Origin of the sequence: uncultured Thiodictyon sp. (assembly GCF_903946935.1) — a bacterium.
Classification (GTDB): Bacteria; Pseudomonadota; Gammaproteobacteria; order Chromatiales; family Chromatiaceae; genus Thiodictyon.
This window is the reverse complement of sequence record NZ_CAJAXH010000036.1, coordinates 1-23,763: the sequence shown is the minus strand read 5'-3', so window position 1 is coordinate 23,763 and position 23,763 is coordinate 1. Positions and strand designations below refer to the sequence as shown.

Genomic DNA, 23,763 nt, shown 5'->3' with positions numbered 1-23,763 from the left:
GTAGGTCAAATCAGAGCGGTGCGCCTAAGCTTCTAATCGGGCAGTGCCGTTGGTGGTTCGACTGTTCGACTGCTCCACAAGCTCACAGTTGACAGCTCACCACGAACGGCTTAACTTTAATGGCCGTTGGACTGCCCCTGCCCCCGTAGGAGCGGCCCCCAGGCCGCGACGGGTCGCCGCAAGGGTGCGTGGCCGGAGTTATGATCAAGGCCACCGCTTCCACCTAATTTCCTCCTGGAAGGCCAACCAACCGCAACGCCGCTGCTATGAACAACAATTCCGATCCCCTGTTCACCCAGTACGCCGACCTGAATTTCGCGGACGCCAAACCGGTCGCCGCCGTGCCCGCGCTGGCGCAGCTACAGGCTGCACAGGGCGGCAAGTCGCGCATCACCATGCGGGTCGATACCGCGGTCATCGCAGCCTTCAACCTAAAACCGGGAATTGCTCACGCCAAGGCGCCAAGCTCGCCAAGAAATACAATCGGGTAGAACCACTATCCAGATCACCCTCCGGGTGACTGTCGCAGGGCTGATAACGCACTGAAAAGCCTTGGCTAGCTTGGCGCCTTGGCGTGACAACTGCTCTTTCTAGGTTCAAAGACCGGGCCGCCCGCACCGGCGGCAACGACCAGACGCTGATGAATGAGGCATTGCGCCAGTTCGTCGCCGGTCAAACCCTGGCCGATGTGGTGCGCGACACGATCCGCAATGAACTGCGGCATGGCTAGGGCTGTAGGGCGGAGCGCGATGCGGTTCCGTCATGTCCGCAGCTGCATGGCGGATAGTCCTGCGGGCTGGCCAGCGAAATAAGTATGCTGTCACCGGAATTCGTCGCCCTTCAAGTCGACCACCGGGACCCCCGCGCGGCTGGCCGTCAGTAGAAACTCGACGCGGCCCATGCCGCAGAGTCGACCGGCCTTGCCAGAGGAAATACGCCCCTGCTCAAAGAGCTTGAGTGCGATTAGGAAGCGCGCCTCATCGGCAAAATTGTCCGCCAACTCAGCCGGTGAGGGCAATCCCTCTACCGGGAGTTCAATCGTCAACGTGTTCATTTTCTCTGCCTCCTCATGTCGCACTTTGTCGCGCATCGGCTTTGCGTTTCGTATTCAGCGAAATCGGTAGACCGCCCCTGGGACGCGGATCGCCTTGCGGGGATTCGCCCGAAGTGCTGGCCAACGAAATAAGTATACTGTCACCGGAATTCAGATCGATCCGTCCCGTCAGTGCGAGCGGGACCAGCGGGCCGATGCTAATCACCGCAGGTTCCGCCAGCATCAGGCGAACTCTTTCGCCAGGTCTTCGCCCTTCAAGTCGATTACCGGGACCCCCGCGCGGCTGGCCGTCAGCAGAAACTCGACGCGGCCCATGCCGCACAACCGGCCGGCCTTGCCAGAGGAAATGCGCCGCTGCTCGAAGAGCTTGAGTGCGAGCAACAAGTGCGCTTCGTCGGAAAAATTGTCCGACAATTATAGTGGGTTACGGAACCGCTGCCTGTCCATCTGCCGGGCTTAGCGTTGTCGGTGCGGCGAAGAAAATGCCTTTACACTCCCAGCCGTCGGATTTGTTTCCTCGCTGACACCATCGAATAAGATTTGTTTCGTTCGATTGAAAAGGCTTGAGTCTGTCAGGAATGTTTTCCGTATAGGCGAAGCGGTGGTCGCCTTCTATTCCCTTCCGCAGCCGCATCAGGAAGTTATTGAGCAAGCTGCCGCGAAATCTTGCGTCACAAAATACCTGGCTGATATTGAGTGCCGACAGAGCGCTTTCTGAATTACTCATCAGCGCAGCAGCGATTTCCATAAATTCGTCATCTTTCATGTCTTTCCCCGTTATTTTCCTGACCAGCATGGTATAATGATCGATCGCAAATGCCAGTTGCATTAGGTTATTTTGAATGCAATACATGACGCAGGACTTATTCTTTGCAATAGCTGTCGCTCAGTGGATAACATCAAGAAATCTCGCTAGTTGAAAGTTGAGGATTTACCGCGAAGCTATCCACGTAACGTGCAAGGTCGCGATGATGGCGCTTCGCACTGCACAAGCTTTTTGGTGTCCCGTTAAGGGCGTTTTGGCGTTCGTTTTTTTGATCTGTAGAAAATCCAGGCAACGGCAGGGGTGGTACGCGCGTGCTCGTCTTCGGCTTCGGCTTCGGCTTCGGCTTCACGCGAGCGTGTCGCCCTGATCGGTGGAGCACACGTCTCTTCTCTTTGCGACGGGCAGAGGCAGTCTTTATGACCAGTCGCCGCCAGCATCAGAGGTGAATATCCGCAGGCCACAGAAAATACGGCCCAAACTTCCCTGATGACCTGAATTCGCCCCCCGTCGCCTTGCCTTTGGCGGTTAGCTTCAACTCGTCCCCATCCCGCTCAACCAACCCAGCGTGGATCAGCTTGTCGCCGAGTTCCGCGGTCTTGAGCCCGAGCGCCTTGGCGAGTTTGGAGGTGGTGAGCTTGTCGAAGCCGTTCTCCTCCGCGGGCGCGGCGGCCGGTTCGCGGCCCTCGTCCTTCGGGCTATCGACCTTTTCGGCCGCGAGACGGACCTCTTCGCTGACCCGGATCAGGCGCTGCGCCTCTTCGTAGGTCTCGCGGTACAGGTCCGGCTCTTGGTCGCGGTCGACGAAGACGCCCATCTCGTTGTTGTTGACCTGATGATCAGGCGCTCGCGGGTGGCCTTGATCAGCTCCTCCGGAAAATAGTTGGTCGCGCTGGTGTTGAGAAACTTGGCCATGGGTCGGGGTCCTTGCCTCGGGGACTGGGAGCGAGCGGCGGGCGGCTGTTCACCCGCCTGGGTTCTTGCGATGATCCACAAGCTGGCGCTAGTTGTCTGCCGGCTCGTTGAACACAGGGGGCAGGGCAGGGGGGCGTAACCCGACACCCCCGGCCGGCGCCTACATTCTAAGCATCTGTGTGGGCGGAGGGGTTGCCATCCATGGCCTGGATTCCGGCGTCCCGGTCGGGGTCACAAAGCGGCGCGATGGCCGGGTGCGCTAGGGTGCTGGCGCCAGAGGCATGGAATCCATTCCATAGTCTGAAATGGCCATATCCTCGCAACGCTACGTACAGTGTGCGAAGACGGATCTCAGGACGCTGTTTTATAAGGAGCTCGCGCCAATGGCTGGCGACACCGCTTGCTGGCACGCGCTATGCTTCTTTCCTGGCAAGCAACCGAGCCGGCAGGACGCCGCACCACACCGCCCTGAGCCCGCATGAGCCGGCCCCGGGATAGGCGATCGGCGAGACCGGTGTACATCGACACGCGATGCCACCACGAGGCCCGGTAGGTTCGCTGTCAGCGCACAGTATGTGCATTCGTTCCGACGTTCAGAGGGTAAATAAAATGGCAAAAGTCGCCAACTCCACCGATTCCTCCAGCTTGGCCGAAGTCGTTGACCGCATCCTGGACAAGGGCATCGTGATCGATGCGTGGTTGAAGGTCTCCTTGGTCGGTATCGAGCTGCTCGCCGTCGAAGCCCGCGTGGTCATCGCCTCGGTCGAGACCTACCTGAAGTATGCCGAAGCGATCGGCCTCACCGCCCCGGCGGCCGCCCCGGCCTGATCGAGGTTCTGAGCGAGCTTTAATGCTCTAGCAGCCTGTCGGACTTGATGGCGTAACCGATTGATTAAACAGGAAAACGACTTTTTGGCGCAAAAGAGGAAACTCTTTGCATTCAATCGGTTGCATCACTAAGTCCGACAGCCTGCTAGCGGGATGCCGCTCGCTGTCTGTCAGCAGCGGCATCCGATACCGGGTTACGTGGCCACCCGTGCCGCCCCCCGGCAGTAGCGGCGGCGCACGTACTGACCTACACTCCCGGTGCGATTTCGCAACGTGATTATGAGGTACAGATAATGGGCCGTTTTGCTGAAGACATGGGGCGGTTGCGCGACGAGATCGAATCGGAGCGCATCGCCCGCCAAACCCTGATCGCCGACACGCGCCAGGAAGTCAACGACGCTGCGCACGCCTTCATCAGTGACCTTAAGGCCACGGTGGAGACCTTGCAGTCCGATTTCCGTGAGGCCCATGCAGACATGGCTGAGGCCGCGCGGGCCGATCGCACCGCCTTCATCGCCCAGCTCGGCAGCAGTGTCGCCGAGCTCCAGCGCCAGACCGTCACACTGGTCAATGGCCTCGCGCAGGAGCGTAGCGCTGGCCGGCAGGCATGGCGCGGGGCCGCTGTGCCAGCCGCCCGCCCCAAGCCCGCCGCCAAGACCCAGCACAAGACCGCCGGCCAAGCGAAGCCGCCGGCCAAGGGTGCGTTGCGCTCGACCAAGAATGGCTGAGGGCGCACCGCCCGGGCGCTGAGGACTGGCCGAGCCGTCGCGCCGACGAACACGATCCGATTGACCCGCCCGGACCTGCTGAAACTGCGGTGCAGTTGCAGCAGGTCGCGGGCGGGTTCATGCTGCCGCCCTGACTTTGCGGCCGGTCGGTCCAGCTCGCCCTTGCGCACTCAGCGCTTTCGTTTCGCCCCGATTTCTGTATACTTGCTCGTTTCCTGCGGGGCCGGCTCCGCACCGTGTTTTTTCGCGCCCCCTTGCTGAACCGGGCCTGAACGGTATCCATTGGATTTCGTTGCGTGTTCAGGGGGCTATTCGTCTCTAGCTAGGACAGACCATGGTCACGATCCGTTTGACTCGCGGCGGTGCTAAGAAGCACCCTTTCTACCAGATTGTCGTTTCCGACATCCGCTCGCCCCGCGATGGGCGCTACATTGAGCGTATCGGATTCTTCAACCCCACCGCCCGCGGCGGTGAGGTGCCGTTGCGGGTGGACCGCGCCCGCGCGGACCACTGGATCAAGAACGGCGCCCAGCCGACAGACCGCGTCCGCCAGCTCCTGCGTCAGGCCGCCCGCGAGGCCGCCGCGGCGGTCCCGGCGGCAGCCTAGCACACGACGATCAGACACGGCCAGGCACTCGCCCCGGCCGTGCGTCCACTCCTTCATCCGAGCCCAGCGACCATGCCCGATAGTGGCCCCGATGGGCAAAGCCCCGCGGTCAAGCGCCTGGTCCTCGGGCACATTGACGGCGTCTACGGCGTCCGCGGCTGGGTCAAGGTCTTTTCCGAGACCATGCCGCGGGAGGGTATCCTTCGCTATTCGCCCTGGCTGCTCGGCAACTCCGATCAGCCCCGGCGGGTGGCGGAGGGACGGGCGCACAGTAAGGGAGTCGTGGTGCGGCTGGAGGGCTGCGACGATCGCGATCAGGCGCAAGCCCTGGTGGGTCAGGAGATTGCGGTTACCCGCGACCGCCTACCCCCGGCCAAGCCGGACGAGTTTTACTGGATCGACCTGGAGGGGCTCGCCGTCGAGACCCTGGACGGCGTGGCCTTGGGCCATGTCAGCCACCTGTTCTCGACCGGGGCCAACGACGTGCTGGTGGTGGTCGGTGAGCGCGAGCGCCTGCTGCCCTTCACCTGGGACGCGGTGGTCCGCGACGTAGACTTCGACCGGCGCCTGATCCAGGTGGACTGGGACCCGGACTTTTAGTGCCCGGGCTGGTGGTGTCTGACACCGGCGGGTCCGGGCCCCAGCGGATGGCCCCCATGCGGTTCGATGTGGTGACCCTGCTGCCGGACCTGTTCCGGATGTTGCTAGATCAGGGGGTGACCGGTCGCGCCCTGACCCGCGGAATCGCCGCGCTGCACCTGTGGAACCCGCGGGATTACACCCGCGATGTACATCGCACCGTCGATGATCGCCCCTATGGCGGCGGCCCCGGGATGGTGATGAAGGTGGAGCCGCTGCGGGACGCGATCGGTGCGGCCCGTGCCCAGGCCCCCGGCAGTCGGGTGGCCTACCTGTCGCCCCAGGGGCGCCTGCTCGATCAGGCGGCGATGGGCGAGATTGCACAGGCCAGCGGCTGGATTCTGGTGGCCGGGCGTTATGAAGGGATCGACGAGCGGTTGCTCGAGCGCGAGGTGGACGAGGAGTGGTCCATCGGCGACTACGTGTTGAGCGGCGGTGAGCTGGCGGCCATGGTGGTCATGGATGCGGCGATCCGGCTGTTGCCGGGGGCACTGGGTCATGCGCAGTCCGCGGCGCAGGACTCGCATACCGACGGACTGCTCGATTGTCCACACTACACCCGCCCGGAGCAGGTGGATGGCCAGTCGGTACCGGCGGTCCTGCTCGGCGGCGACCATGCGGCGATTGCGCGTTGGCGCCGCCGTGAGGCGCTCGGCCGGACTTGGCTCAAGCGGCCCGAATTGTTGGCGCGACGGGGTCTGAGCCCAGTGGATCAGGCGCTGCTCGATGAATTTATCCAGGCCCGCCAAACGGCCTGAGCTAGAACAGGAGCTTAGGAAACCATGAGCAATACCATACAAGCGCTCGATGCCGAGCAGATGAACCGTCAGATTCCGGATTTCGCCGCGGGCGACACCGTGGTCGTGCAGATCAAGGTGAAGGAAGGCGAGCGCGAGCGCCTGCAGGCCTTCGAGGGCGTCGTCATTGCTAAGCGCAACCGCGGCCTCAACTCGGCCTTCACGGTGCGCAAGATCTCCCACGGCGAGGGGGTGGAGCGCGTGTTCCAGACCTATAGCCCGATCATCGCCGAGATCCAGGTCAAGCGCCGGGGCGATGTGCGTCGCGCCAAGCTCTACTACCTGCGTGGGCTCACCGGCAAGGCCGCCCGCATCAAGGAAAAGCTGTAGGGGCCGCCGCCCGAGGTCGCTGCATGGGCCGGGGTTACGAGGAGCGGCGGACCCTTGGTCTGCCTCAATCCGGCGTAGGACCCGGGGCAGTACCATGACCGATGGTCCTCGGTGCGTCGACTGAGGTTCTATGGCCGCGAGCTTTTATTGGCACGACTATGAGACCTGGGGCGCCGATCCGCGGCGGGATCGCCCCTGCCAGTTTGCCGGACTGCGCACCGATGCCGACCTCAATCCGGTCGGCGAGCCCTTGGTGCTCTATTGCCGGCCGGTCCTGGACCTGCTGCCCCAGCCCGATGCCTGTCTGATTACCGGCATCACGCCCCAGCTTGCCGATGAAAAGGGCCTGATCGAGGCCGAATTTACCGCCGCCATCGCGGACGCACTGAGCGCCCCTGGTACCTGCGGGACTGGCTATAACAGCATCCGTTTCGACGACGAGGTGACCCGTCACCTCCTCTACCGCAATCTGCGCGACCCCTACGCCCGAGAGTGGCAGAACGGCAATTCGCGCTGGGACCTGATCGACACCCTGCGCCTGGCCCAGGCCCTGCGGCCAGAAGGCATCGCGTGGCCGCTGCGCGAGGACGGCACCGCCTCCTTTCGCCTCACCGACCTCACCGCCGCCAACGCCATCCCCCACAGCGGCGCCCATGATGCACTGGCAGACGTACAGGCGACCATCGCGCTCGCCCGCTTGCTGCGCCGTGCCCAGCCCAGACTCTATGACTACGCGTTGACCCTGCGCGACAAGCGCCTGGTGCGCCGCCTGCTGGAGCAGGGCGAACCGCTGCTGCACGCCTCCGCCCGCTTTCCGGCCGCGCTCGGGTGCATCGCCCCGGTGGTCGCGGTGGCCCCGCACCCGACCAATGGCAATGGCATCGTCTGTCTGGATCTGCGGGCCGATCCGCAGTTGTTGCTGGACCTCTCGGTGGATGAACTGCGCCGGCGGCTCTTCACGCCGAGCGCACAGTTGCCGTCCGGGGTCGAGCGCATCCCGCTCAAGACCATCAATGTCAATCACTCACCCGTGCTGGCCCCGCTGAAGACGCTCACCCCGGCCGCCGCTGGGCGCTGGTCGATCGACCCGGATCAGGTGGTGCGTCGCGCCAGCTTCGTACAGGAGCACGCCGGCGCCATCCGCAGCCGCGTCCAGGCCGTGCATCAGGTACCGGTGGACGCCCAGGCGGAGACCGACCCAGACCTGATGCTCTACTGCGGCGGATTCCTGTCGGATGCCGATCGCCGGACCCTGGAGCGTATCCGCCAGTTGCCCCCCGCAGAGCTCGCCACCGCGGCCATGCGCTTTGCCGACCCGCGCCTGCCGGAGATGGTCTTGCGCTATCGCGCCCGCAACTGGCCCGCGACCCTGACGCCGGATGAGCGTGAGGAGTGGGACGCCTGGCGCCTCACCCGACTCACCGATCCGCAGGGCGGCGGCAGCATCCAGTTGGATCAATACGAGGCGCAACTGGCCACGCTGGGTGAGACCCATGCCGCCGATCCGGCCAAGCGCCAGATTCTCGATCAATTGGCCGCCTGGGCCGAGACCCTCATGGACGCCGGGGACTGACCGAGGGTGCTACGCGGTCGATCGGCCGCGACGATGCAATCGCGTCCCTGCGCCTTGGCGCGATACAGCGCGGCATCGGCCCGCCCCAACAGGGCCGAGGCAGTCTCACCGGGCTGTGCCGCGGCCAACCCGATCGATGCGGTCACCGCGGGCAGTGCCTGACCGCGGTGGTGCAGGTGCAGGCTGGTGAGTACCCCTTGCACCTCGGCGAGCCGTCGGCGCGCCCGCCCCAGGGTGGCGCCGGGCAGGACGACGGTCAGTTCCTCGCCGCCATAACGGCAGGCGATATCGCTGCCGCGCATCGCCTTGCGCAGGGCCTGGCCGACCGCTCGCAACACGCTGTCACCGGCCTCGTGACCGTAGCCGTCATTGAACCGCTTGAAGTGGTCCAGGTCCAGCATGGCGATGGTCAAAGGCTCCCCGCTCATTGCGCAACGCTGAAGTTCCGGTGGGAGGATGTCGTCGAGATAGCGACGGCTGTAAAGACCGGTGAGCGGATCGCGGATCGCCTGCTCCCGCAGCGCCTCCTGCAGCTGTTTGCGCGCCGTGATGTCCTGCACCTGGGAGATGAAATAGCGGGGCAGGCCCGCGGCATCGCGCACCAGTGCGGCGGATACCTCGCCATGGATGATTGCGCCGCCCTTATGGCGATAGCGCTTTTCAAAGACGAGCTGATCGGAACAACCCGAACACGATCAGGATCAAGGCCATTACCCCCTACACCGTGGACGCGGTGAGGAAGTCAGTGATCGACAGCTCGAACGTCGCGGTATACCAGGCGCGCACGAGGTGGGCGATGACCAAGCCGCCCCAGGTGATCGCCAGTAATAGATCGCCCGCGCCGAAATACGCGGGGCGGCGCTTCAGCAGTGCCGGAAGCATCCGCAGCGCGAGGCCGGCAATTTACAGCGACACCACCACGATGCGGGCAGAGCTGTTCGGCGCAGCGTAAGTGAACCAGACAAGGGCGGCGCAGAACGAGACCGCGGTCCCGAGTTCCCACCACCAATGGACCGGTCGCCCCCGGAAGATCGACAGGCCGCGAATGTCAAGCAGGATAGCCGCCAGGATCGCATAATTGCCCAGGATAATCGTCAGCCAGGCGGGGAACTGGTCGCGGGGGAGTAGAAAAACATGCCGGCCGCGCTCCGGCAGCAGGCCGCGGCGACCCAACAGTCGAAACCGGGGTAGGTTTGGTGGGTCCATCGTATCAACACCATCAGCAGGTTGGCCGAGAGCGCCACGACCAGGGAGGCGATGACCAGGGTTTTGATGTCCATCTGCGATCGGATGCAGGCGCGGCGATAGTGTGGCGCACAATACTACACCGAACAGATGGCGTCGCCAGTTAAGATTCCGTAAAGCCGCCCCGGGCTGCGGCCGGTCAGCCCAGCAGGCTAGGGGGTCGTTCAGCCCCGCAAGCCGATGTCGCGGCATTCGCCAGCCCCCTCTGCCGACTCCGCCCCAGTGAAAACGGCAGCGCAGCCGTTCGTATAGCCGCGCACGCGCATCACTCGTGCCGCAGCGCCTCGATTGGGTCCATCCGCGCCGCCCGCCGGGCGGGGAAGAAGCCGAACAGCACACCGATGCCGGCCGAGAACAGGAATGACAGCAGGTTGATCGTCGGATTGAACAGATAGGGGACGCCCATCACGCCGGCCAGCACGATGGATGCGCCGGTGGCAATGACGATGCCGATGAGTCCGCCGAGCGCGGCAAGCACTACGGCCTCGATCAGGAATTGCAACAGCACCTCGCGCTCCAATGCGCCGATGGCCAGGCGCAGGCCGATCTCGCGGGTGCGCTCGGTGACGCTCACCAGCATGATGTTCATGATGCCGATGCCACCGACCAGGAGACTCACCGCGGCCACCGCGCCGAGCAGCGTGGTCATGATCTGGGTGGTGCCCGACAGGGTCTCGGCGAGTTGCTGGGTGTCGAGTACGTTGAAGTTGTCGTCGTCGGTCTCCGTGAGCCGGCGGCGCTCGCGCAGCAGTTGGATGAGGCTGGCCTTGAGCCGGGTGCTGTCGGTGTCGTCCTGCATCGAGACCAGCAGGGTGGCGACCTGCTGGTTGCCGGTGACGCGCCGTTGCAGGGTGTGTAGCGGCACCAGCACGGTGTCGTCCTGGTCGCTGCCCATCGCCGCCTGCCCCTTGGCGGCGAGTATGCCGATGACCTCGCAAGAGAACTGCTTAATGCGCAGTGGCTCGCCCAGGCCGTTGGTGCCCACGGCGCCGCCATAGATCTCGCGCCGCACCGTCTCGCCGAGGATGCAGACGGCGCCGCCGGCGAGCTGTTCGGCCTCCTCGAAGGTGCGCCCGGCCGCGAGCGTCCAGTTGCCGGTGGTGAACCAGGCGTTGGTGCTGCCGGTGACCGTGGTGATCCAGTTGCGGCCGTTGCCGACCACGGTGACGCTGGTGCGGCCCTCCGGGGCGACCGCGGCGATGCCGCCCAGCTCGGCCTGGATGGCCTGTGCGTCGGCCTCCTTGAACGAGGGGATCCCCCCGCCGCCACCGGAGCCGCCGTGTCCTTGGTGCTGACCCGGGCGCACCATCAGCAGATTGCTGCCCAGGCCAGCGATCTGTGTCTGCACCGCCAGCGTGGCGCCGTTGCCCAGCGTGACCATGGTGATCACCGCGCTCACCCCGATCACGATACCGAGGATGGTCAGGAAGGAGCGCAGCAGGTTGCGGCGGATCGAGCGCAGCGCCAGCAGCAGCGTGTTGAGCCACATCAGATTGTGGCCTCCACGGTGGCGGGCAGGTCGAGACCCGCCGGGTGCGGATTCGGCTCATCGCGGTCGATCCGGCCGTCGATGAAGTGCACCATGCGCCGCGCATAGGCGGCCATGTCCGGCTCATGCGTGACCATTAGCACCGTGATGCCGTGGTCCCGGTTCAGGGCGACCAGCAGTTCCATGATCTCCTGGCTGCGCTGGCTGTCGAGGTTGCCGGTCGGCTCGTCGGCCAGCAACACGGCGGGCTCGGTGACGATGGCGCGCGCGATGGCGACCCGCTGCTGCTGTCCGCCGGAGAGCTCCGCCGGAGTGTGATGCTCCCAGCCGCCCAGGCCCACCGAGCGCAGGGCCTTGGTCGCGGCCAGATGGCGCGCCGCCGCGCCCTCGCCGCGGTAGAGCAGGGGCAGCTCGACGTTCTCCTGCGCCGAGGTCCGCGCCAGCAGGTTGAACCCCTGGAAGACGAAGCCGAGATAACGGCGGCGCAGCCGCGCCCGCTGGTCGCGCGACAGGGCCTCGACATGGGCACCGAGGAACAGATACTGCCCGCTGCTCGGGGTATCCAGGCAGCCCAAGATGTTCATCGCCGTCGACTTGCCCGAGCCGCTGGGGCCCATAATGGCGACGAATTCGCCGGCACGGACCTCGCACGTGATGCCCTTGAGCGCCATCAGCGCGATCTCGCCGGTGCCGTAGACCTTGGTTACGGCGCGCAGCCGGATCAGCGGGAGACCGGCCGCCACCGGGCGGGCGGCGCCGGTCAGTGCGTTGGGCTGGTTCATTTGGCGGCCCCGGCCTTCTGGTCGGTAATCACCTGCATGCCGACCTGCAACGCCGCGCTGGTGACCTCGGTGAGGTGGCCATTGCTGATGCCCGGCGTCACCGCCACCGGCCTGGCGCCGCCCGCGCCACCGTCCGGCAGCACCCAGACCTGGCGCGCCGCGGCGACGCTGGCGCTCAACGCGGCCGACTTACGGGCGGTCCGGGCGGGTCGGCGCGGGATCAGGCTGGAGACGATGCCGCCGCCGGCCGCGGCCTGGCCGGCCGCCGCCTCGGTCGGCGTGAAGCGCAGGGCGCTGTTGGGGACCAACAGCACGTCGTTGCGCTGGGTCGCGGTAATGATGGCGGTGGCGGTCATGCCGGGGCGCAGGCTCAGATCGGCGTTGTCCACCGCGAGATAGGTCAGGTAGGTGACGACGTTGTCGGTGATGGTCGAGCCGTAGGCGACGCGGGTGATCTGCGCCGGGTAGCTGCGGCCCGGGTAGGCGCTGACGGTGAAGTTGGCCGTCTGGCCGATCTTGACCGCGCCCACATCGGCCTCGTCGACATAGACCAGCAGGCGCAACCGTGCCAGGTCCTCGGCCAGGGTGAACAGGGTCACTGCCTGGAGCGATGCGGCCACCGCGTTGCCGGGGTCGACGCTGCGCGTGAGGATCACGCCGTCGGACGGGGCGCTGATCGAGGCCTTGGTGAGGTTGATCCGGTCGCTGGACAGGGCGGCGGCGGCGTCGTCCACACTGGCGCGGGCGCTCGCCTCGTCGGCGATCGCCCGGGCGAAGGTCGCGTGGGCAACGTCCAGCTCGGTCTTGGACGGCACCTTGCCGCCCGACAGCCGTGCGACCTCATCGAGCCGTGCCAGGCTGGCCTTCGCCTCCTTCACCGTCGCGACGGTCTGCGCGACCTTGGCATTCGCCACGGCCAGCGTGGCCTGCGAGCGCAGGATCGTGTCGCGCAGCTTCGCGGTGTCGAGCTCGACCATGACCTGGCCCTTCTTGACCTGGTCATTGACGTCGACATTGACCTTCAACACCGTGCCCGACAGCTCGCTGCCGATATTGATCGAGCGGGTCGGTTGCAGGGTGCCGTTGGCGGTGACGGTGAGTGTCAGATTGCCGCGCACGACCTGCTGCGTGGTGTAGCTGGGTGCCGCGTCGGCGCTCTGGCGCGCCTGCCAGTACCAGAGGCCGGCCGCCGCGAGCAGGAGCAGCAGCACGCCGATCCAGGTTGCCGGGCGGCGGTACCAGGGGCGCGCCAGGGGTTCGTCGAGCAGGGTGGCGAGGTCGATCTCGGCCGCGGTCTCGGGGTCGGGGGGCGGCGCGGCGGTCACGGGGTAGGGTAGGGTACTCATCATCGGGGGGCTCGGTGTCCGTCTGCGGTCGCGTCATTGCCATCGGGTTGCCAGCCGCCGCCCAGCGCCTTGTACAGGCGCACATGGTCCGCGCTGACCTCCACGCTGGCGGCGACCATGTTGTCCTGGGTGACGAGTTGGGTGCGCTGGGTGTCGAGTACGGTCTGGAAGTCGACCACCCCGCCGCTGTAGCGCTGGCGCGCCAGCAGCGCCGCGTTGCCGGCCGCCGCGGCGGCGAGTTGCAGGTGCGCCAGGCGCTCGCGGTCGCCGCGCAGCGCGACCAGGGCGTCTTCCACGTCCTTGAGCGCAGTCAGTATCGCGGCCTCGTAGGTGGCGTGCGCCTGATCCAGCGCACCCTGCTGGGTCCGCACCTGGGCGCGCAATGCACCGCCATCGAAGATCGGCATGGCCACACTGGCCAGCAGCACACTGACGACCGAGGCGCTATTGGTCAGCGCGGCCAGCGTCAAGGCATCCAGACCCAGCGAGCCGCCGAGCTTGAAGTTCGGCGCCCGGTTGGCCTGGGCCTGCGCCACCTGGGCCATCGCCGCCGTCATCTGCGCCTCCGCGGCGCGGACATCGGGCCGCTGCCGGAGCGTTTCGGCGGGGAAGCTTAAGACCAGGCCGCCGGCCGCTTGCGGAATCGGACCGGGCGCGGCCAGCAGGCTCGCCAGGGCGGCCGGCGGCTGGCCGGTGAGGACCGCCAGTGCATGGCGGGTCTGCTCGATGCTGGTCTGCAACACCGGTACCTGGGCGCGGATCTGCTCGGCCAGCGTGAGCGCCTGTTCGGCCTCGAGCGAGGTAACGAGCCCCGCCTGGAGGCGCCAGCGCGTAATCTGTAGGGTCTCCAGTTGGCTCGCCAGGTTGTTTTGCGTGATCTTGAGACGGGTCTGGGCGCCGCGTAGCGTCATGTAGTCGAGCCCGACCTCGGCGGCGATCGACACCTGCACATCGCCCAGGCTCGCTGCACTGGCCCGGGCGCTGGCCTCGCTGGCCGCCAGCGCACTGCGGTTGGCGCCGAAGAGGTCGAGTTCCCAACTGGCGTCCAGGCCGACCTGATAGCTCGAAGTCGCCTTGTTGCGGCCGGATTGGGCGCGCTGTGCCGAGCCCGAACCGTCCACCGTCGGCCACAAGGCGCCCGCCGCGACGTCCCGCAGTGCGCGGGCCTCCCGCAGGGCGCCCTGCGCCGTCTTGACACTGGTGTTGGCGCGCAGTGCCTGGGTCACCAGACGACTGAGCAGCGGGTCATCGAAGCGCGACCACCACTGGGCCAGCGAGGTTCCGCCGGCCCTGGCCGGGGTAGCGGCGCCGGACCAGGCGGCCGGGATGGCGAACGTGTCGGCGGGCCGGGGAATCGAGCCGCAGCCGCAGAGGGCGAGTGTCAGGGTGCCGACCACGGCCAGGCTCATTGTCCAGTGTGCGGCGTCCTCGTCGGCGAGCGTTGGAGGGTCGATCAGGTAGAGGCGGGCATCGGGCATCGGGGATCCGCCTAGGTCGGCGGCTTGCCGGCGTGGTATTTGAGGGTGTTGCGGTGTTGCGGTGTTGCAGGGTGCGCGAGCGCGCCGTCACCCGCGGGAAGATGCATGATGCCCGCGTGAAGGTGGTGCGCTCTGTGCGGTGGCACACCGTGTTCGCGCGTCCGCTGGTCGAGTCCATAGCGGCAGAACCTAGCAGCCTGTCGGACTTGATGGCGTAACCGATTGATTAAAAAGGAAAACGACTTTTTGGCGCAAAAGAGGAAACTCTTTGCATTCAATCGGTTGCATCACTAAGTCCGACAGCCTGCTAGAAAGAGCGGTTCTCACGCCAAGGCGCCAAGCTCGCCAAGGCTTTTTTGAAGCGTTATCGGCGTTCGGCGACTCACCCGCAGGCTGATGCAGATGCTGCGCACATCTCGTTGTTTCTTCTTGGCGCCTTGGCGCCTTGGCGTGAGCAATTCCCGGGTATAGGTTGAGCCGCTGCCGCTGTGCGACAGCGTCGATCGCCGCGATCAGACCGGCAGCTCAGTTCCTCAGATAACCCAGCGACTCCGGCCCGAATCGCTGCGGCGTGATCCCGAGACGCGCAAATCCATCGTTCCCGGTGCAGACGTTGCCCTCCAGTAGCATCTGGATCTGGCCGCGGGTGATCGGGAACCAGGGATAGCGCTCGAACAGGGCCGCCGCCGCCTTTACCGCGCCGGCCGGCGCCGGCAGCATCCATTTGGAACGGCCACAGGCGGTGGCGATGGCGGTGAGGATGGCCTTCCAGCTCAGGCGATCCGGGCCGCACAGGTTGTAGGTCTGGGACTCGGTGCCCGGGTCGGTCAGGGCCTGCGCAAAGGCCGCCGCCACATCCGTGACCGCCACCGGGGCCAGCTCGAACTGACCGGCCTTGAGCGCCAGCAGACCCGGGAAGAACAGGGGGGCGGGCAGGGGGCTCAGGATGATGTCGCGCTTGAGCTGGTCGCAGAACTCCATGCGCCCGCGCGGGTCGCCGAAGATCACCGAGGGGCGGAAGATGGTCCAGCTCAGCCCCGACGCCTTCACCGCCTCTTCGGCCTTGAACTTGGTGCGCTGATAGGCCGTGCCGTCGGCGCGAATCCCGTTGGCACTCATCAGGATGAAGCGGGTGACACCCGCTTGGCGGGCCGCCGCCAGGGTATCGACCACGCCCTGGTGTTGCAGCGCCTCGAAGGTGATGCCGCGGGTCGGGAACTCGCGCAGGATGCCGATCAGATAGATCGCGGCCGCGCTCCCGTGCAGACACTCGCGCAGCGCCCCCGCATCGCCCACGTCGCCCGCGACGCACTCGCAGCCGTCCGCGACCTTGGACTCGGCCCCGGGCCGCACCAGCAGCCGGGGGGTGTGACCGTCCTCACGCAGTCGCTCGACCAGGTAGGACCCCACGAACCCGGTACCGCCGATGATTGCAACCTTCATGTCGTCGATCTCCGCCACGTAAACAAGATGTGCTTAAGTTGGTGGCTGGCGCTACTTTCTCAACCTGAGTCGGTGCCGGTGTCGGGCCGTGCGCGATCTGCACCCGCTGCGCAACGGCCAAAAAAAACCCCGGCACCAGGCCGGGGTCTTTTTACCAGCGATCGGTGCCGGTTAGTCGTCGCCCCACAGTCCAAGCAACTGCAACAGGCTGATGAACAGGTTGAAGATGCTCAGATAGATGCTGTAGGTCGCCATGATGTAGTTGGTCTCTTCACCGCGGGCGATTCGGCTGGTGTCCCAGAGGATCATGGCGCTCATCAGCAGGATGACGGCGGCGGAGATGGCCAGCGACAGGGCGGGCATGGCAAAGAACAGGTTGGCGATGATCGCAATCATGACCACCATCATGCCGGCAAAGACGAACCCGCCCAGGAAGCTGAAGTCGCGCTTGGAGGTCAGTGCATAGCCCGAGAGCCCCAGGAAGATCAGCGCGGTGCCGCCGAAGGCCGTGGCGACGATGCCGGGGCCGTTGGGCATGGCCATATAGATACTGAGGATCGCGCCCAGCCCGAACCCCAGGAGGCCGGTGATCAGGAAGATAACGCCGATGCCGGAGGCGGAGTTGGCCGTGCGGGGCAGCACGAAGATCCCCAGCACCATCGCGATCAGCACCGCCCCCATGTAGACCATCGGCGGCATGTGCAGCGCCATGGACAGCATGGCGGTCAGGGCACTGAAGCCCAGGGTGGCGGCGAGCAGCAGGTAGGTGTTCTTGAGTACCTTGTTGGCCGAGACGGCCGCTTCGGCGCCGCGGTACAGGGTATAGTCGGGGTTGGCCATGGTGGTCTTGACTCCTCGTAAAAATTGCGTTTTGACGGCGTCGTCGCAGGCGACGACCGGCACGTCAGGCCCGGGCACGAAGGCCGAGTTCCGTTAAGGATACCGGACCCCGGGCCCCGGGCAAAGTTCCTTGGGTGTCCGCGCGGGATCGGTTATCCTTAGCAGCCCAACAGGTAGGGTCCTTTGCCCCGAGTACAAGGCGGGCGCCCTTCCCTGTCGCGTCCGGAGAGGTGGCTGAGCGGCTTAAAGCGGCGGTCTTGAAAACCGTTGAGGAGTAATCCTCCGGGGGTTCGAATCCCTCCCTCTCCGCCAATTAAATCAGAGGGTTATATAGCCTCTCTGAATCTCATGCCCGCGGTTGCGGCGCAAGTTTGAGCCCGCCCGCACGAATCCCCCTCGACCTGCCGCTACGCCGGATCGACCCAGGCCCGGCGACGCCCCGCCACCGCTGCTGTGCGCGTCGGCCAGGCTCCACCGGCGCCGGTCAAAAACTGACCAACGATCGCTATTGCCGCGCTTGTGAGTCTCTTAGGAGCTGGTTGCACAGCTTATCCACAGGGCTCAACACAGCGGATGTGGAGTGTTCGTCAGGTGGCTGGGCAAGGACTGACCGCTTCCCACTTTATCCTTAGCCACCCGTTTCTTGCGGCCAGGTCACACAGGTTATCCACAGAAGCGGCCACAGCGATTGTGGACGCAATCTGGGCACCCAAAGGGGGTATGATCTCGCGCTGTTGTGCATCGCCCGCGCCGCAGCGCGTTACCGCGCCCCCCAGTCGGGAGTGAATATGAACGAGATCGAAATTCACCGAGGACAAAACCATCGGGTGTTCCGTGTGGTCGATCCAGTGGCGGGACCACTGATCGTCAAGCGCGCGAGCAACGATGGCGATGCGCTCGCCGCCCGCTGCGCGCTGGACAATGAGCAGCGCATCCTCAAGCGGTTGCAGGGCCTCGCCGACTGTCCGCGCCTGGTGCATTACGACCCGGCCATCCCGGAACTGGCGACGCTGGACTTCGGCGGTGTCACCTTAAGCGAATCGGGTCTGTTGGGGGCACCGGACCTGGAGCGCTTCCTCACCCTGGCAGCAGCCCTGGCGCACCAGTTGGCCGAGATCCACGGGCGGGGCGTGATCCACAAGGACCTGAACCCCGCCAATATCGTGGTGCGAGCGCACGAGCGGCGGGTACAGATCATCGACTTCGACTTGGCCAGCACCTTTGTCGAGGAGCGCCCGGGGTTTGATTCCTTGGCCTGCCTGCCGGGTACCCCCGCCTACCTGGCGCCCGAACAGACCGGGCGGATGAATCGACCGGTGGATTACCGCACCGATCTCTATGCCCTGGGTGCCACGCTGTATGCCCTGGCCACCGGCGCGCCCCCGTTTGAGGACACCGATACCCTGTGCCTGATCCATGCCCATCTGGCCCGCTCCCCGCAGCCGCCGCAGGAGCGTGCCGCCTGGTTACATCCGCGCGTGTCCGAGCTGATCCTGGTGCTACTGGCCAAGGAACCGGACGAGCGCTATCAGAGTGCGGCGGGGCTGGCACACGACCTGATGCAACTGCGCCAGGCGCTCGCTGAATCGGCGTCGCTCGCCCGGGTGCAGTTGAAGGCGCACGACCTACCGCTGCGCCCCCGCCTGCCCAGCGGCCTGTACGGACGCGACCAGGAACTGGCGACGCTGCTGGCGGCCTTTACGAGCGTCACCGCCGGCGGTGCTCGGGGGTTGTTTGTCGCCGGCTATTCGGGGGTCGGCAAGACGGCATTGATCCAGGAGATCTACCGCCCGGTGACGCTCAATAGCGGCCTGTTCATCAGCGGTAAGTTCGATCAGTTTCAACGGGGTAGGCCCTTCCTGGCCCCTGCGCAAAGCCTGCGTCAATTGTGCCAATTGCTGTTGGCAGAGCCCGCGGAGGCGCTCGTGCGGCGCCGTGAGTGCCTGCTGGCTGGGCTGGGCGCAGACGCCGCGGCCCTGTTCGAGGTGGTCCCTGAACTGGAGTCGCTGCTCGGTGCGCAACCGAGCGCGCCCCCGCTCGGGCCACTGGAGTCGCAAGTGCGCCTGCGTACCCTGTTGGTCGCCCTGCTGCGTCAGGTCGCCACCCCCGCCCGTCCGTTGGTCGTATTTCTCGACGACCTGCAATGGGCGGATCAGCCGTCGCTCGACTTCATCGGCGACCTGCTGGCTGACCCCGCGCTCAACGGCCTGCTGCTGATCGGCGCCTACCGTGACCACGAGCTCGGCCCCGACCATCCGCTGCGCTGGCGGCTGCGCCAGCCCACCGCCACCGGGCGTCCGGCCCAGGTGCTTACCTTGGCCAGTCTGCCGGTACAAGACGTCCAGGCGCTACTCGCCGACATGCTGCACACCCCACCCGCCGCGTTGCCAGCACTCGCCGCCGCCCTGTTCGCCAAGACCCACGGCAACCCGTTTTTTACCATCGCATTTTTGCACGCGCTCCACCGGGAGGGAAGCCTGCGCCCAGACCCGCAGGGCGGTCAGTGGCACTGGGACATCGGGGCCATCCGCGCCCACTCAGCGAGCGACAACGTCGTCTACTTCCTCGCCACGGAGTTGCGCGAGTTGACCAGCGAGACCGCGGAATCGCTGGTCGCCATCGCTTGCTTGGGCCACGAATGCACCCTGGGTCTGCTGGCGCTCGCCACCGCGCAAGACCCAGGCATACTGGCCAAGCGCCTCCTGCCGGCCTTGGAGCGCGGTGTGCTCATCACGCCCGACGCGGCGGCGTTTCACCTGGGCGAGTGCGGCGTGGCGCTGCGATTCTGCCATGATCGGATGCAGCAGGCGGTCTATCTGTTGTGCGACGATGACTGGCGCAGGGGCCTGCATCTCGCGATGGCCCGCCGGTTCGCTCAGAGTCAGCAGGACCGGAACCATCAATTCAACGCCGCCGGGCACTATGCCGCCGCCGCATCGTCGATTGTCGACACCGCCGAGCGGACACTCGCCCGCAACCTGTTGCTCGCCGCCGCGATCCGGACCCGCAAGGCCGGCGACTTTGCCAGCGCGGAGCGCTTGCTGCGATTGAGTCTGGACCTGTTGCCGGTAAACGTTTGGCAAAGCGAACACGACGCCGTTTTCGCACTCTATGCCGAGCTACACCTCGTGCTTTATAGTCAAGGCCATCAGGCCGAGGCCGACGATGTCTATGAGCGACTGGCAGCCAACTCCTCATCGCCCGTGCAGTTGGTCGATTCCTCCTGCATCCAAATCACGAGTCTGACCGGTCGGACCCTGTTCCGGGAGGCGATGGCATTAGGCTGCGCATGTTTGGCTCGGCTGGGTATAGCGGTGCCGCTGGCTGACCTCGACCGCAGCCTCCAGGAGTTTTACGTTAAGTTTTCAGATAGCTTCCGCTTTCCGGATCGACCCGAGCGGGCAACCGCTGAAAACACCCGCGGGTCGAGCGCACTGGATCGCGAATTGGAGGTATTTTATCGCCACGTCGCAGCGGGTGCGCTCAAGCAACTGCTGGACCGCCGCGACCTGACCGACCAGCGCCTCGTGGGCGCCGCCAAGTTGATGAACAGCCTGTTGCCGGCGACCAACCTCTGTCATCAGACACTCACCGCCTGGTTAGCGTTGCGGGTCGGGCGGCTATGGATCGAAGACGGCTATTGTGCCGCGGCCGTCTTTTCCATGGTGTGCGTGGGCCCGACCATCATTGTACTCTTCGGCGACTTCGCGACGGCTGAACGTCTGGCATTGCTCGCGCTGGAGGTCGGGGCCGCGCGGGAACGCAGTCGCGAAACTGCACGCGCGCTGTTTGTCTATAGCAACTACATCTGTCATTGGCTGCATCCGGTCGAAGAGAATGTCGCGAACGCACACCGCGCCTTCGCTGAATTATTGCGGGCTGGCGATCTGGGATTTGCTGCTTTCACGTTCTATGGGTCGCAGGCGGCATTATTCGACACCTGCGCCCACCTCACTGAGATGGACGCGGAGAGCGCCGCCGCGCTGGAGTTCGTGCGCAAGCTTGGGGACAGGGTGTCCGAGCTGTCTTATCTACCTTACCGACAACTGATCCGCGCGCTGGAGGGAAAAACGGCCAGACTCGGGGGCTTCGAGGATGCCGAATTCGATGAGGCGACGTATCAAAGCGACGCCCAAGGCAACCCGATCACCCTATGCTACTTCCACATCTATCGTGCGCTGACGGCCTGTTTATTCAACGAGGAACCGGCGTTGGCCCACCATGCGGCGGCGGCCGTGGGGCTGAGTCTGGCCATCCATATTCATTATGCGACGGCACTGGCCAACCTATTGCACTCCCTGGCGCTCATCCAGCAAGTCCGGGGCATTCCTGAGGCCAACCGTACCGCCCTATTGGACCGGCTCGCTATCAATCAGGCCTGGCTGAAGGCCCGTGCCGCCGCGGCGCCCATGAACTTCGGCCACCTCTACACCTTCGTGGAGGCGCAACGGCTGGACGCACTGGGCCACTCCCATGAGGCATTCCAGGCCTTCGAGCAGGCCATGCGCCAGGCGCAGGGGCACGCGCGTCCATGGCATCGGGCGCTGATCACCGAGCGGGCCGGGCACTGCTTTCTGCGACACGGGCTGGAACATGCCGGTCGCGCGCTGTTGATCAGGGCGCACGCGCTCTATCGGCAGTGGGGTGCCACGGGCAAGGCGCGGGCGATGCGCCAGGGCCTGCCGTTCCTGGAGGCGAGCGAACCCGGCGGCACCGGCAGTGTCGGGGCCGAGGCCCTGGACCATCTGGCCCTGCTGCGCGCCTCCCAGGCACTGGCCTGCGAACGGTCGTTGCCGCGACTGGTGGAGCGGGTGGTGGAACTGATGGGTCAACTGACCGGGGCCACCGATGTGCGGCTGTTGATGTTGGACGAGGCCGGACGCTGGTACCTGGAGGGCGGAATGCGCGAGGGGGAGTCGCTGGGACGCATGACGGTAGAGGAGGCGGCAGCCCGGGGCATCGTCGCCGCCACGGGGTTGAGGTTGGAACTGATGACACTCAAACCCGTGGTGTCGGACGATGCGGTGATCGACAGCCGCTTTGCGAGCGATCCACACTTCGCCGCTATGCCGCTGTGTTCACTGCTGGCCCTGCCGATCGCAGCCCAGGGGCGACTCATCGCCTTTGTGGTCCTGGAGAACCGACTGTTTCGCGCGGCCTTCACCGCCGCGCGCGTCGAGGCGGTGTCGATGTTGTGCGGACAGTTGGCCATTTCAATCGAAAACGCCCGCCTCTACCAGTCGCTCGAACGCCAGGTGGCGGATCGCGAACAGGCGTTGCGCGAGGTCTATGAGCGGCTCACCATCGTCAAGGTGGAACAGTCGCGCACACAAGAGCGCGAACGCCTGCTGCAGGACATGCATGACGGCTTTGGCTCCCAACTGGCCAGCGCCCGCCTGCGCATCGCGCACAGCGAACTCAGTCAGGCCCAGATCCAGGTCTTGTTGCACGAATGTCTCGACGACCTCTATCTGGTCGTCGACACCATGAGCAACGAGGAAAAAAGTCTGCGCGACGCGATCGTCGATTATCGCTATCGCTGCGCCAGCCGGCTGTCCGAGCAGCCGGTGCAGGTCGATTGGCAGATCGCACTGGATGACTGTCCGCCGATCGATCAGCGGCTGATCCTGCAACTCCTGCGCATCGTCCAGGAGGCGCTGAACAACGCACTCAAACACGCCCAGGCCAGACAGATCCATCTCATCTTCGCATATCGTCCGAACGGGAAATTGCATCTCGCCGTTGCCGACGATGGTATCGGATTGCCGCCGGCGCTGGAGCAGGGGCGCGGCATGGGCAATATGCAAAACCGCGCGCGCGACATTGGCGCCAGACTCGCATTTAGCCGCCGCCGGCCGGGCACCCGCGTCTCCTTGGTCCTATCCGTTCGCCAGGAGTCCGTGCTCCCGGGCGCGTGATACGGCCTGAGTCTGGGAATGGACATCGAGTTTGCGATAGAGGTTGCGGATATAGGACTGGACAGTCGACAGTGCCACACCCATCGCCTCACCCGCCTGTCCGTATGACTTGCCGCTGGCCAGATGTTTCAGCAATTCGGTTTCTTTGCTCGTCAATTGGGGCAGTTCGGGTGCTCCGGCCGGCGGCTCGCCGCCGGCCAGTTTGAACAGATAGCGCGCCAGCTTCGGGCTGATCGGATAATTGCCCGCCATGAGCTGCTCGATCGCCCGTGTCATCGACATGCTCGAATCGCCCTTCAGGATATAGCCCAGCGCGCCCGCGCGAATGGCCGTCAACACCCGTGCTTCGGTAGAGACAACCGAAATCACCATGATCGGTACCGCGGGAAAGCGACCATGGATGGTCCGGATCACCTCGATGCCGTCGATATCCGGCAACCCGAGGTCCACCAGGACCAAATCCAGGCGCGCGGCAGGATGGTGACAGCAGGCCAATGCCTCGCTCCCGGTTCTGAAGCCATGCACCAGCCATTGGTCACCCAATTGGACCACTGCCTCGCCGATCGCGCGCAGGAATGCAGGGTCGTCCTCGACGACCACTACCTGTCGCACCGCGGGGGTGGGAATCGCTGAAGTCATCGGCGTTGCTCTCCAGGGTTTTCGTGCTTAAGTCTTGCCTTATCCCCAGCCGGGGCGGTGCTGGCACGGCGGGCATCATAGGGCGACTTGGATCATCCATGCAAGTACCAGGTATGACCCGGCTGGCCCATCAATTCTTGTTAAGGTTCTGTTAAGTTTTGTGAATGGGGGCCGTCACCCATGAATATGGGATTTACAGCGTTCGCGCATTCGGCCAGACTGGCGCCATATTCTAAGAGCCTGTCTAGAAACTAAATTATTGATTTTATAGCAAAAAAATTGTAGAATCTCCGGAATCCATACGAAAATGCGATCTTATTCCGGGTTTCAATATGAATGAAGACAGCAT

The 23,763-nt window shown here is 65.1% G+C and carries 24 protein-coding genes, 1 tRNA gene and 1 pseudogene; 11 read left to right on the top strand and 15 right to left on the bottom strand.

What is annotated here, in order from left to right:
- Positions 1–266: 266 nt before the first annotated feature.
- On the top strand, positions 267–491 hold the full coding sequence (locus tag QZX93_RS04215; protein WP_295385025.1) for a hypothetical protein: 225 nt from the start codon (positions 267–269) through the stop codon (positions 489–491).
- Positions 492–574: 83 nt separating this feature from the next.
- The gene (locus QZX93_RS04210; protein ID WP_295385024.1) at positions 575–730 is read left to right on the top strand and encodes a hypothetical protein; all 156 of its coding nucleotides are present in this window, start codon (positions 575–577) and stop codon (positions 728–730) included.
- Positions 731–820: 90 nt separating this feature from the next.
- Here the strand turns inward: QZX93_RS04210 and QZX93_RS04205 are convergent, their stop codons facing one another.
- From QZX93_RS04205 to QZX93_RS04190, 4 genes are all read right to left on the bottom strand, one after another.
- The gene (locus tag QZX93_RS04205) at positions 821–1,054 is read right to left on the bottom strand and encodes a UPF0175 family protein (protein WP_295385022.1); all 234 of its coding nucleotides are present in this window, start codon (positions 1,052–1,054) and stop codon (positions 821–823) included.
- 222 nt (positions 1,055–1,276) lie between these two features.
- Positions 1,277–1,468 (bottom strand): UPF0175 family protein, encoded by a 192-nt coding sequence (locus QZX93_RS04200; RefSeq protein ID WP_295385020.1) that lies wholly within the window; start codon positions 1,466–1,468, stop codon positions 1,277–1,279.
- A 10-nt stretch (positions 1,469–1,478) separates the two neighbouring features.
- Positions 1,479–1,883, bottom strand: coding sequence for a hypothetical protein (locus QZX93_RS04195; protein WP_295385019.1), 405 nt, complete (start codon positions 1,881–1,883; stop codon positions 1,479–1,481).
- A gap of 373 nt (positions 1,884–2,256) precedes the next feature.
- Positions 2,257–2,634 carry a hypothetical protein gene (locus QZX93_RS04190; protein ID WP_295385017.1) on the bottom strand — a complete coding sequence of 126 codons (378 nt, stop codon included), beginning with the start codon at positions 2,632–2,634 and terminating at the stop codon, positions 2,257–2,259.
- Between the two features lie 707 nt (positions 2,635–3,341).
- Here QZX93_RS04190 and gvpA point away from each other — a divergent pair.
- From gvpA to sbcB, 7 genes are all read left to right on the top strand, one after another.
- Positions 3,342–3,560 (top strand): gas vesicle structural protein GvpA, encoded by a 219-nt coding sequence (gene gvpA, locus QZX93_RS04185; protein WP_020503491.1) that lies wholly within the window; start codon positions 3,342–3,344, stop codon positions 3,558–3,560.
- Positions 3,561–3,853: 293 nt separating this feature from the next.
- Positions 3,854–4,288, top strand: a complete 435-nt coding sequence (locus QZX93_RS04180; protein WP_295385013.1) for a hypothetical protein — start codon at positions 3,854–3,856, stop codon at positions 4,286–4,288.
- A 334-nt stretch (positions 4,289–4,622) separates the two neighbouring features.
- A complete protein-coding gene (gene rpsP, locus QZX93_RS04175) occupies positions 4,623–4,895 on the top strand; it encodes a 30S ribosomal protein S16 (protein ID WP_295385010.1) in 273 nt (90 codons plus the stop codon).
- 72 nt (positions 4,896–4,967) lie between these two features.
- A complete protein-coding gene (gene rimM, locus QZX93_RS04170; RefSeq protein WP_295385008.1) occupies positions 4,968–5,495 on the top strand; it encodes a ribosome maturation factor RimM in 528 nt (175 codons plus the stop codon).
- 56 nt (positions 5,496–5,551) lie between these two features.
- Entirely contained in the window at positions 5,552–6,292 is a 741-nt protein-coding gene (trmD, locus tag QZX93_RS04165; protein ID WP_295385006.1) for a tRNA (guanosine(37)-N1)-methyltransferase TrmD, read from the top strand.
- A gap of 24 nt (positions 6,293–6,316) precedes the next feature.
- Positions 6,317–6,661 (top strand): 50S ribosomal protein L19, encoded by a 345-nt coding sequence (rplS, locus tag QZX93_RS04160; RefSeq protein WP_295385004.1) that lies wholly within the window; start codon positions 6,317–6,319, stop codon positions 6,659–6,661.
- A 130-nt stretch (positions 6,662–6,791) separates the two neighbouring features.
- Entirely contained in the window at positions 6,792–8,234 is a 1,443-nt protein-coding gene (sbcB, locus tag QZX93_RS04155; RefSeq protein ID WP_295385001.1) for an exodeoxyribonuclease I, read from the top strand.
- On the opposite strand, the gene QZX93_RS04150 is transcribed toward sbcB, so the two are convergent.
- The 10 genes and pseudogenes from QZX93_RS04150 to QZX93_RS04105 form a co-directional block, all read right to left on the bottom strand.
- A complete protein-coding gene (locus tag QZX93_RS04150) occupies positions 8,189–8,755 on the bottom strand; it encodes a GGDEF domain-containing protein (protein ID WP_295385032.1) in 567 nt (188 codons plus the stop codon). The two genes, sbcB and QZX93_RS04150, sit on opposite strands and share 46 nt — an antisense overlap.
- A 9-nt stretch (positions 8,756–8,764) precedes the next feature.
- Positions 8,765–8,884: pseudogene (locus QZX93_RS04145) on the bottom strand (PAS domain S-box protein); the annotation flags it as partial.
- Between the two features lie 67 nt (positions 8,885–8,951).
- Positions 8,952–9,116 carry a hypothetical protein gene (locus QZX93_RS04140; protein ID WP_295384998.1) on the bottom strand — a complete coding sequence of 55 codons (165 nt, stop codon included), beginning with the start codon at positions 9,114–9,116 and terminating at the stop codon, positions 8,952–8,954.
- 21 nt (positions 9,117–9,137) lie between these two features.
- Positions 9,138–9,440 carry a hypothetical protein gene (locus QZX93_RS04135; RefSeq protein WP_295384995.1) on the bottom strand — a complete coding sequence of 101 codons (303 nt, stop codon included), beginning with the start codon at positions 9,438–9,440 and terminating at the stop codon, positions 9,138–9,140.
- A gap of 304 nt (positions 9,441–9,744) precedes the next feature.
- Positions 9,745–10,968 carry an ABC transporter permease gene (locus QZX93_RS04130; RefSeq protein ID WP_295384993.1) on the bottom strand — a complete coding sequence of 408 codons (1,224 nt, stop codon included), beginning with the start codon at positions 10,966–10,968 and terminating at the stop codon, positions 9,745–9,747.
- A complete protein-coding gene (locus tag QZX93_RS04125) occupies positions 10,968–11,750 on the bottom strand; it encodes an ABC transporter ATP-binding protein (protein ID WP_295384991.1) in 783 nt (260 codons plus the stop codon). The genes QZX93_RS04130 and QZX93_RS04125 overlap by 1 nt, the downstream gene beginning before the upstream one ends.
- Positions 11,747–13,099 (bottom strand): efflux RND transporter periplasmic adaptor subunit, encoded by a 1,353-nt coding sequence (locus QZX93_RS04120; protein WP_295384989.1) that lies wholly within the window; start codon positions 13,097–13,099, stop codon positions 11,747–11,749. Before QZX93_RS04120 ends, QZX93_RS04125 begins: the two co-directional genes overlap by 4 nt.
- Positions 13,096–14,574, bottom strand: coding sequence for an efflux transporter outer membrane subunit (locus QZX93_RS04115; protein WP_295384987.1), 1,479 nt, complete (start codon positions 14,572–14,574; stop codon positions 13,096–13,098). The genes QZX93_RS04120 and QZX93_RS04115 overlap by 4 nt, the downstream gene beginning before the upstream one ends.
- Positions 14,575–15,099: 525 nt before the next feature.
- Positions 15,100–16,017, bottom strand: a complete 918-nt coding sequence (locus QZX93_RS04110; protein ID WP_295384985.1) for an NAD(P)H-binding protein — start codon at positions 16,015–16,017, stop codon at positions 15,100–15,102.
- A gap of 171 nt (positions 16,018–16,188) precedes the next feature.
- The gene (locus tag QZX93_RS04105; RefSeq protein ID WP_295384983.1) at positions 16,189–16,857 is read right to left on the bottom strand and encodes a Bax inhibitor-1/YccA family protein; all 669 of its coding nucleotides are present in this window, start codon (positions 16,855–16,857) and stop codon (positions 16,189–16,191) included.
- A 224-nt stretch (positions 16,858–17,081) separates the two neighbouring features.
- Between QZX93_RS04105 and QZX93_RS04100 the strand changes: the two genes are divergently transcribed.
- Both QZX93_RS04100 and QZX93_RS04095 read left to right on the top strand, forming a co-directional pair.
- Positions 17,082–17,169 (top strand) — tRNA-Ser (locus tag QZX93_RS04100).
- Between the two features lie 476 nt (positions 17,170–17,645).
- Entirely contained in the window at positions 17,646–22,775 is a 5,130-nt protein-coding gene (locus QZX93_RS04095; RefSeq protein WP_295384981.1) for an AAA family ATPase, read from the top strand.
- Here QZX93_RS04095 and QZX93_RS04090 read toward each other — a convergent pair.
- Positions 22,737–23,414, bottom strand: coding sequence for a response regulator transcription factor (locus QZX93_RS04090; protein WP_295384979.1), 678 nt, complete (start codon positions 23,412–23,414; stop codon positions 22,737–22,739). The two genes, QZX93_RS04095 and QZX93_RS04090, sit on opposite strands and share 39 nt — an antisense overlap.
- Between the last annotated feature and the right edge of the window lie 349 nt (positions 23,415–23,763).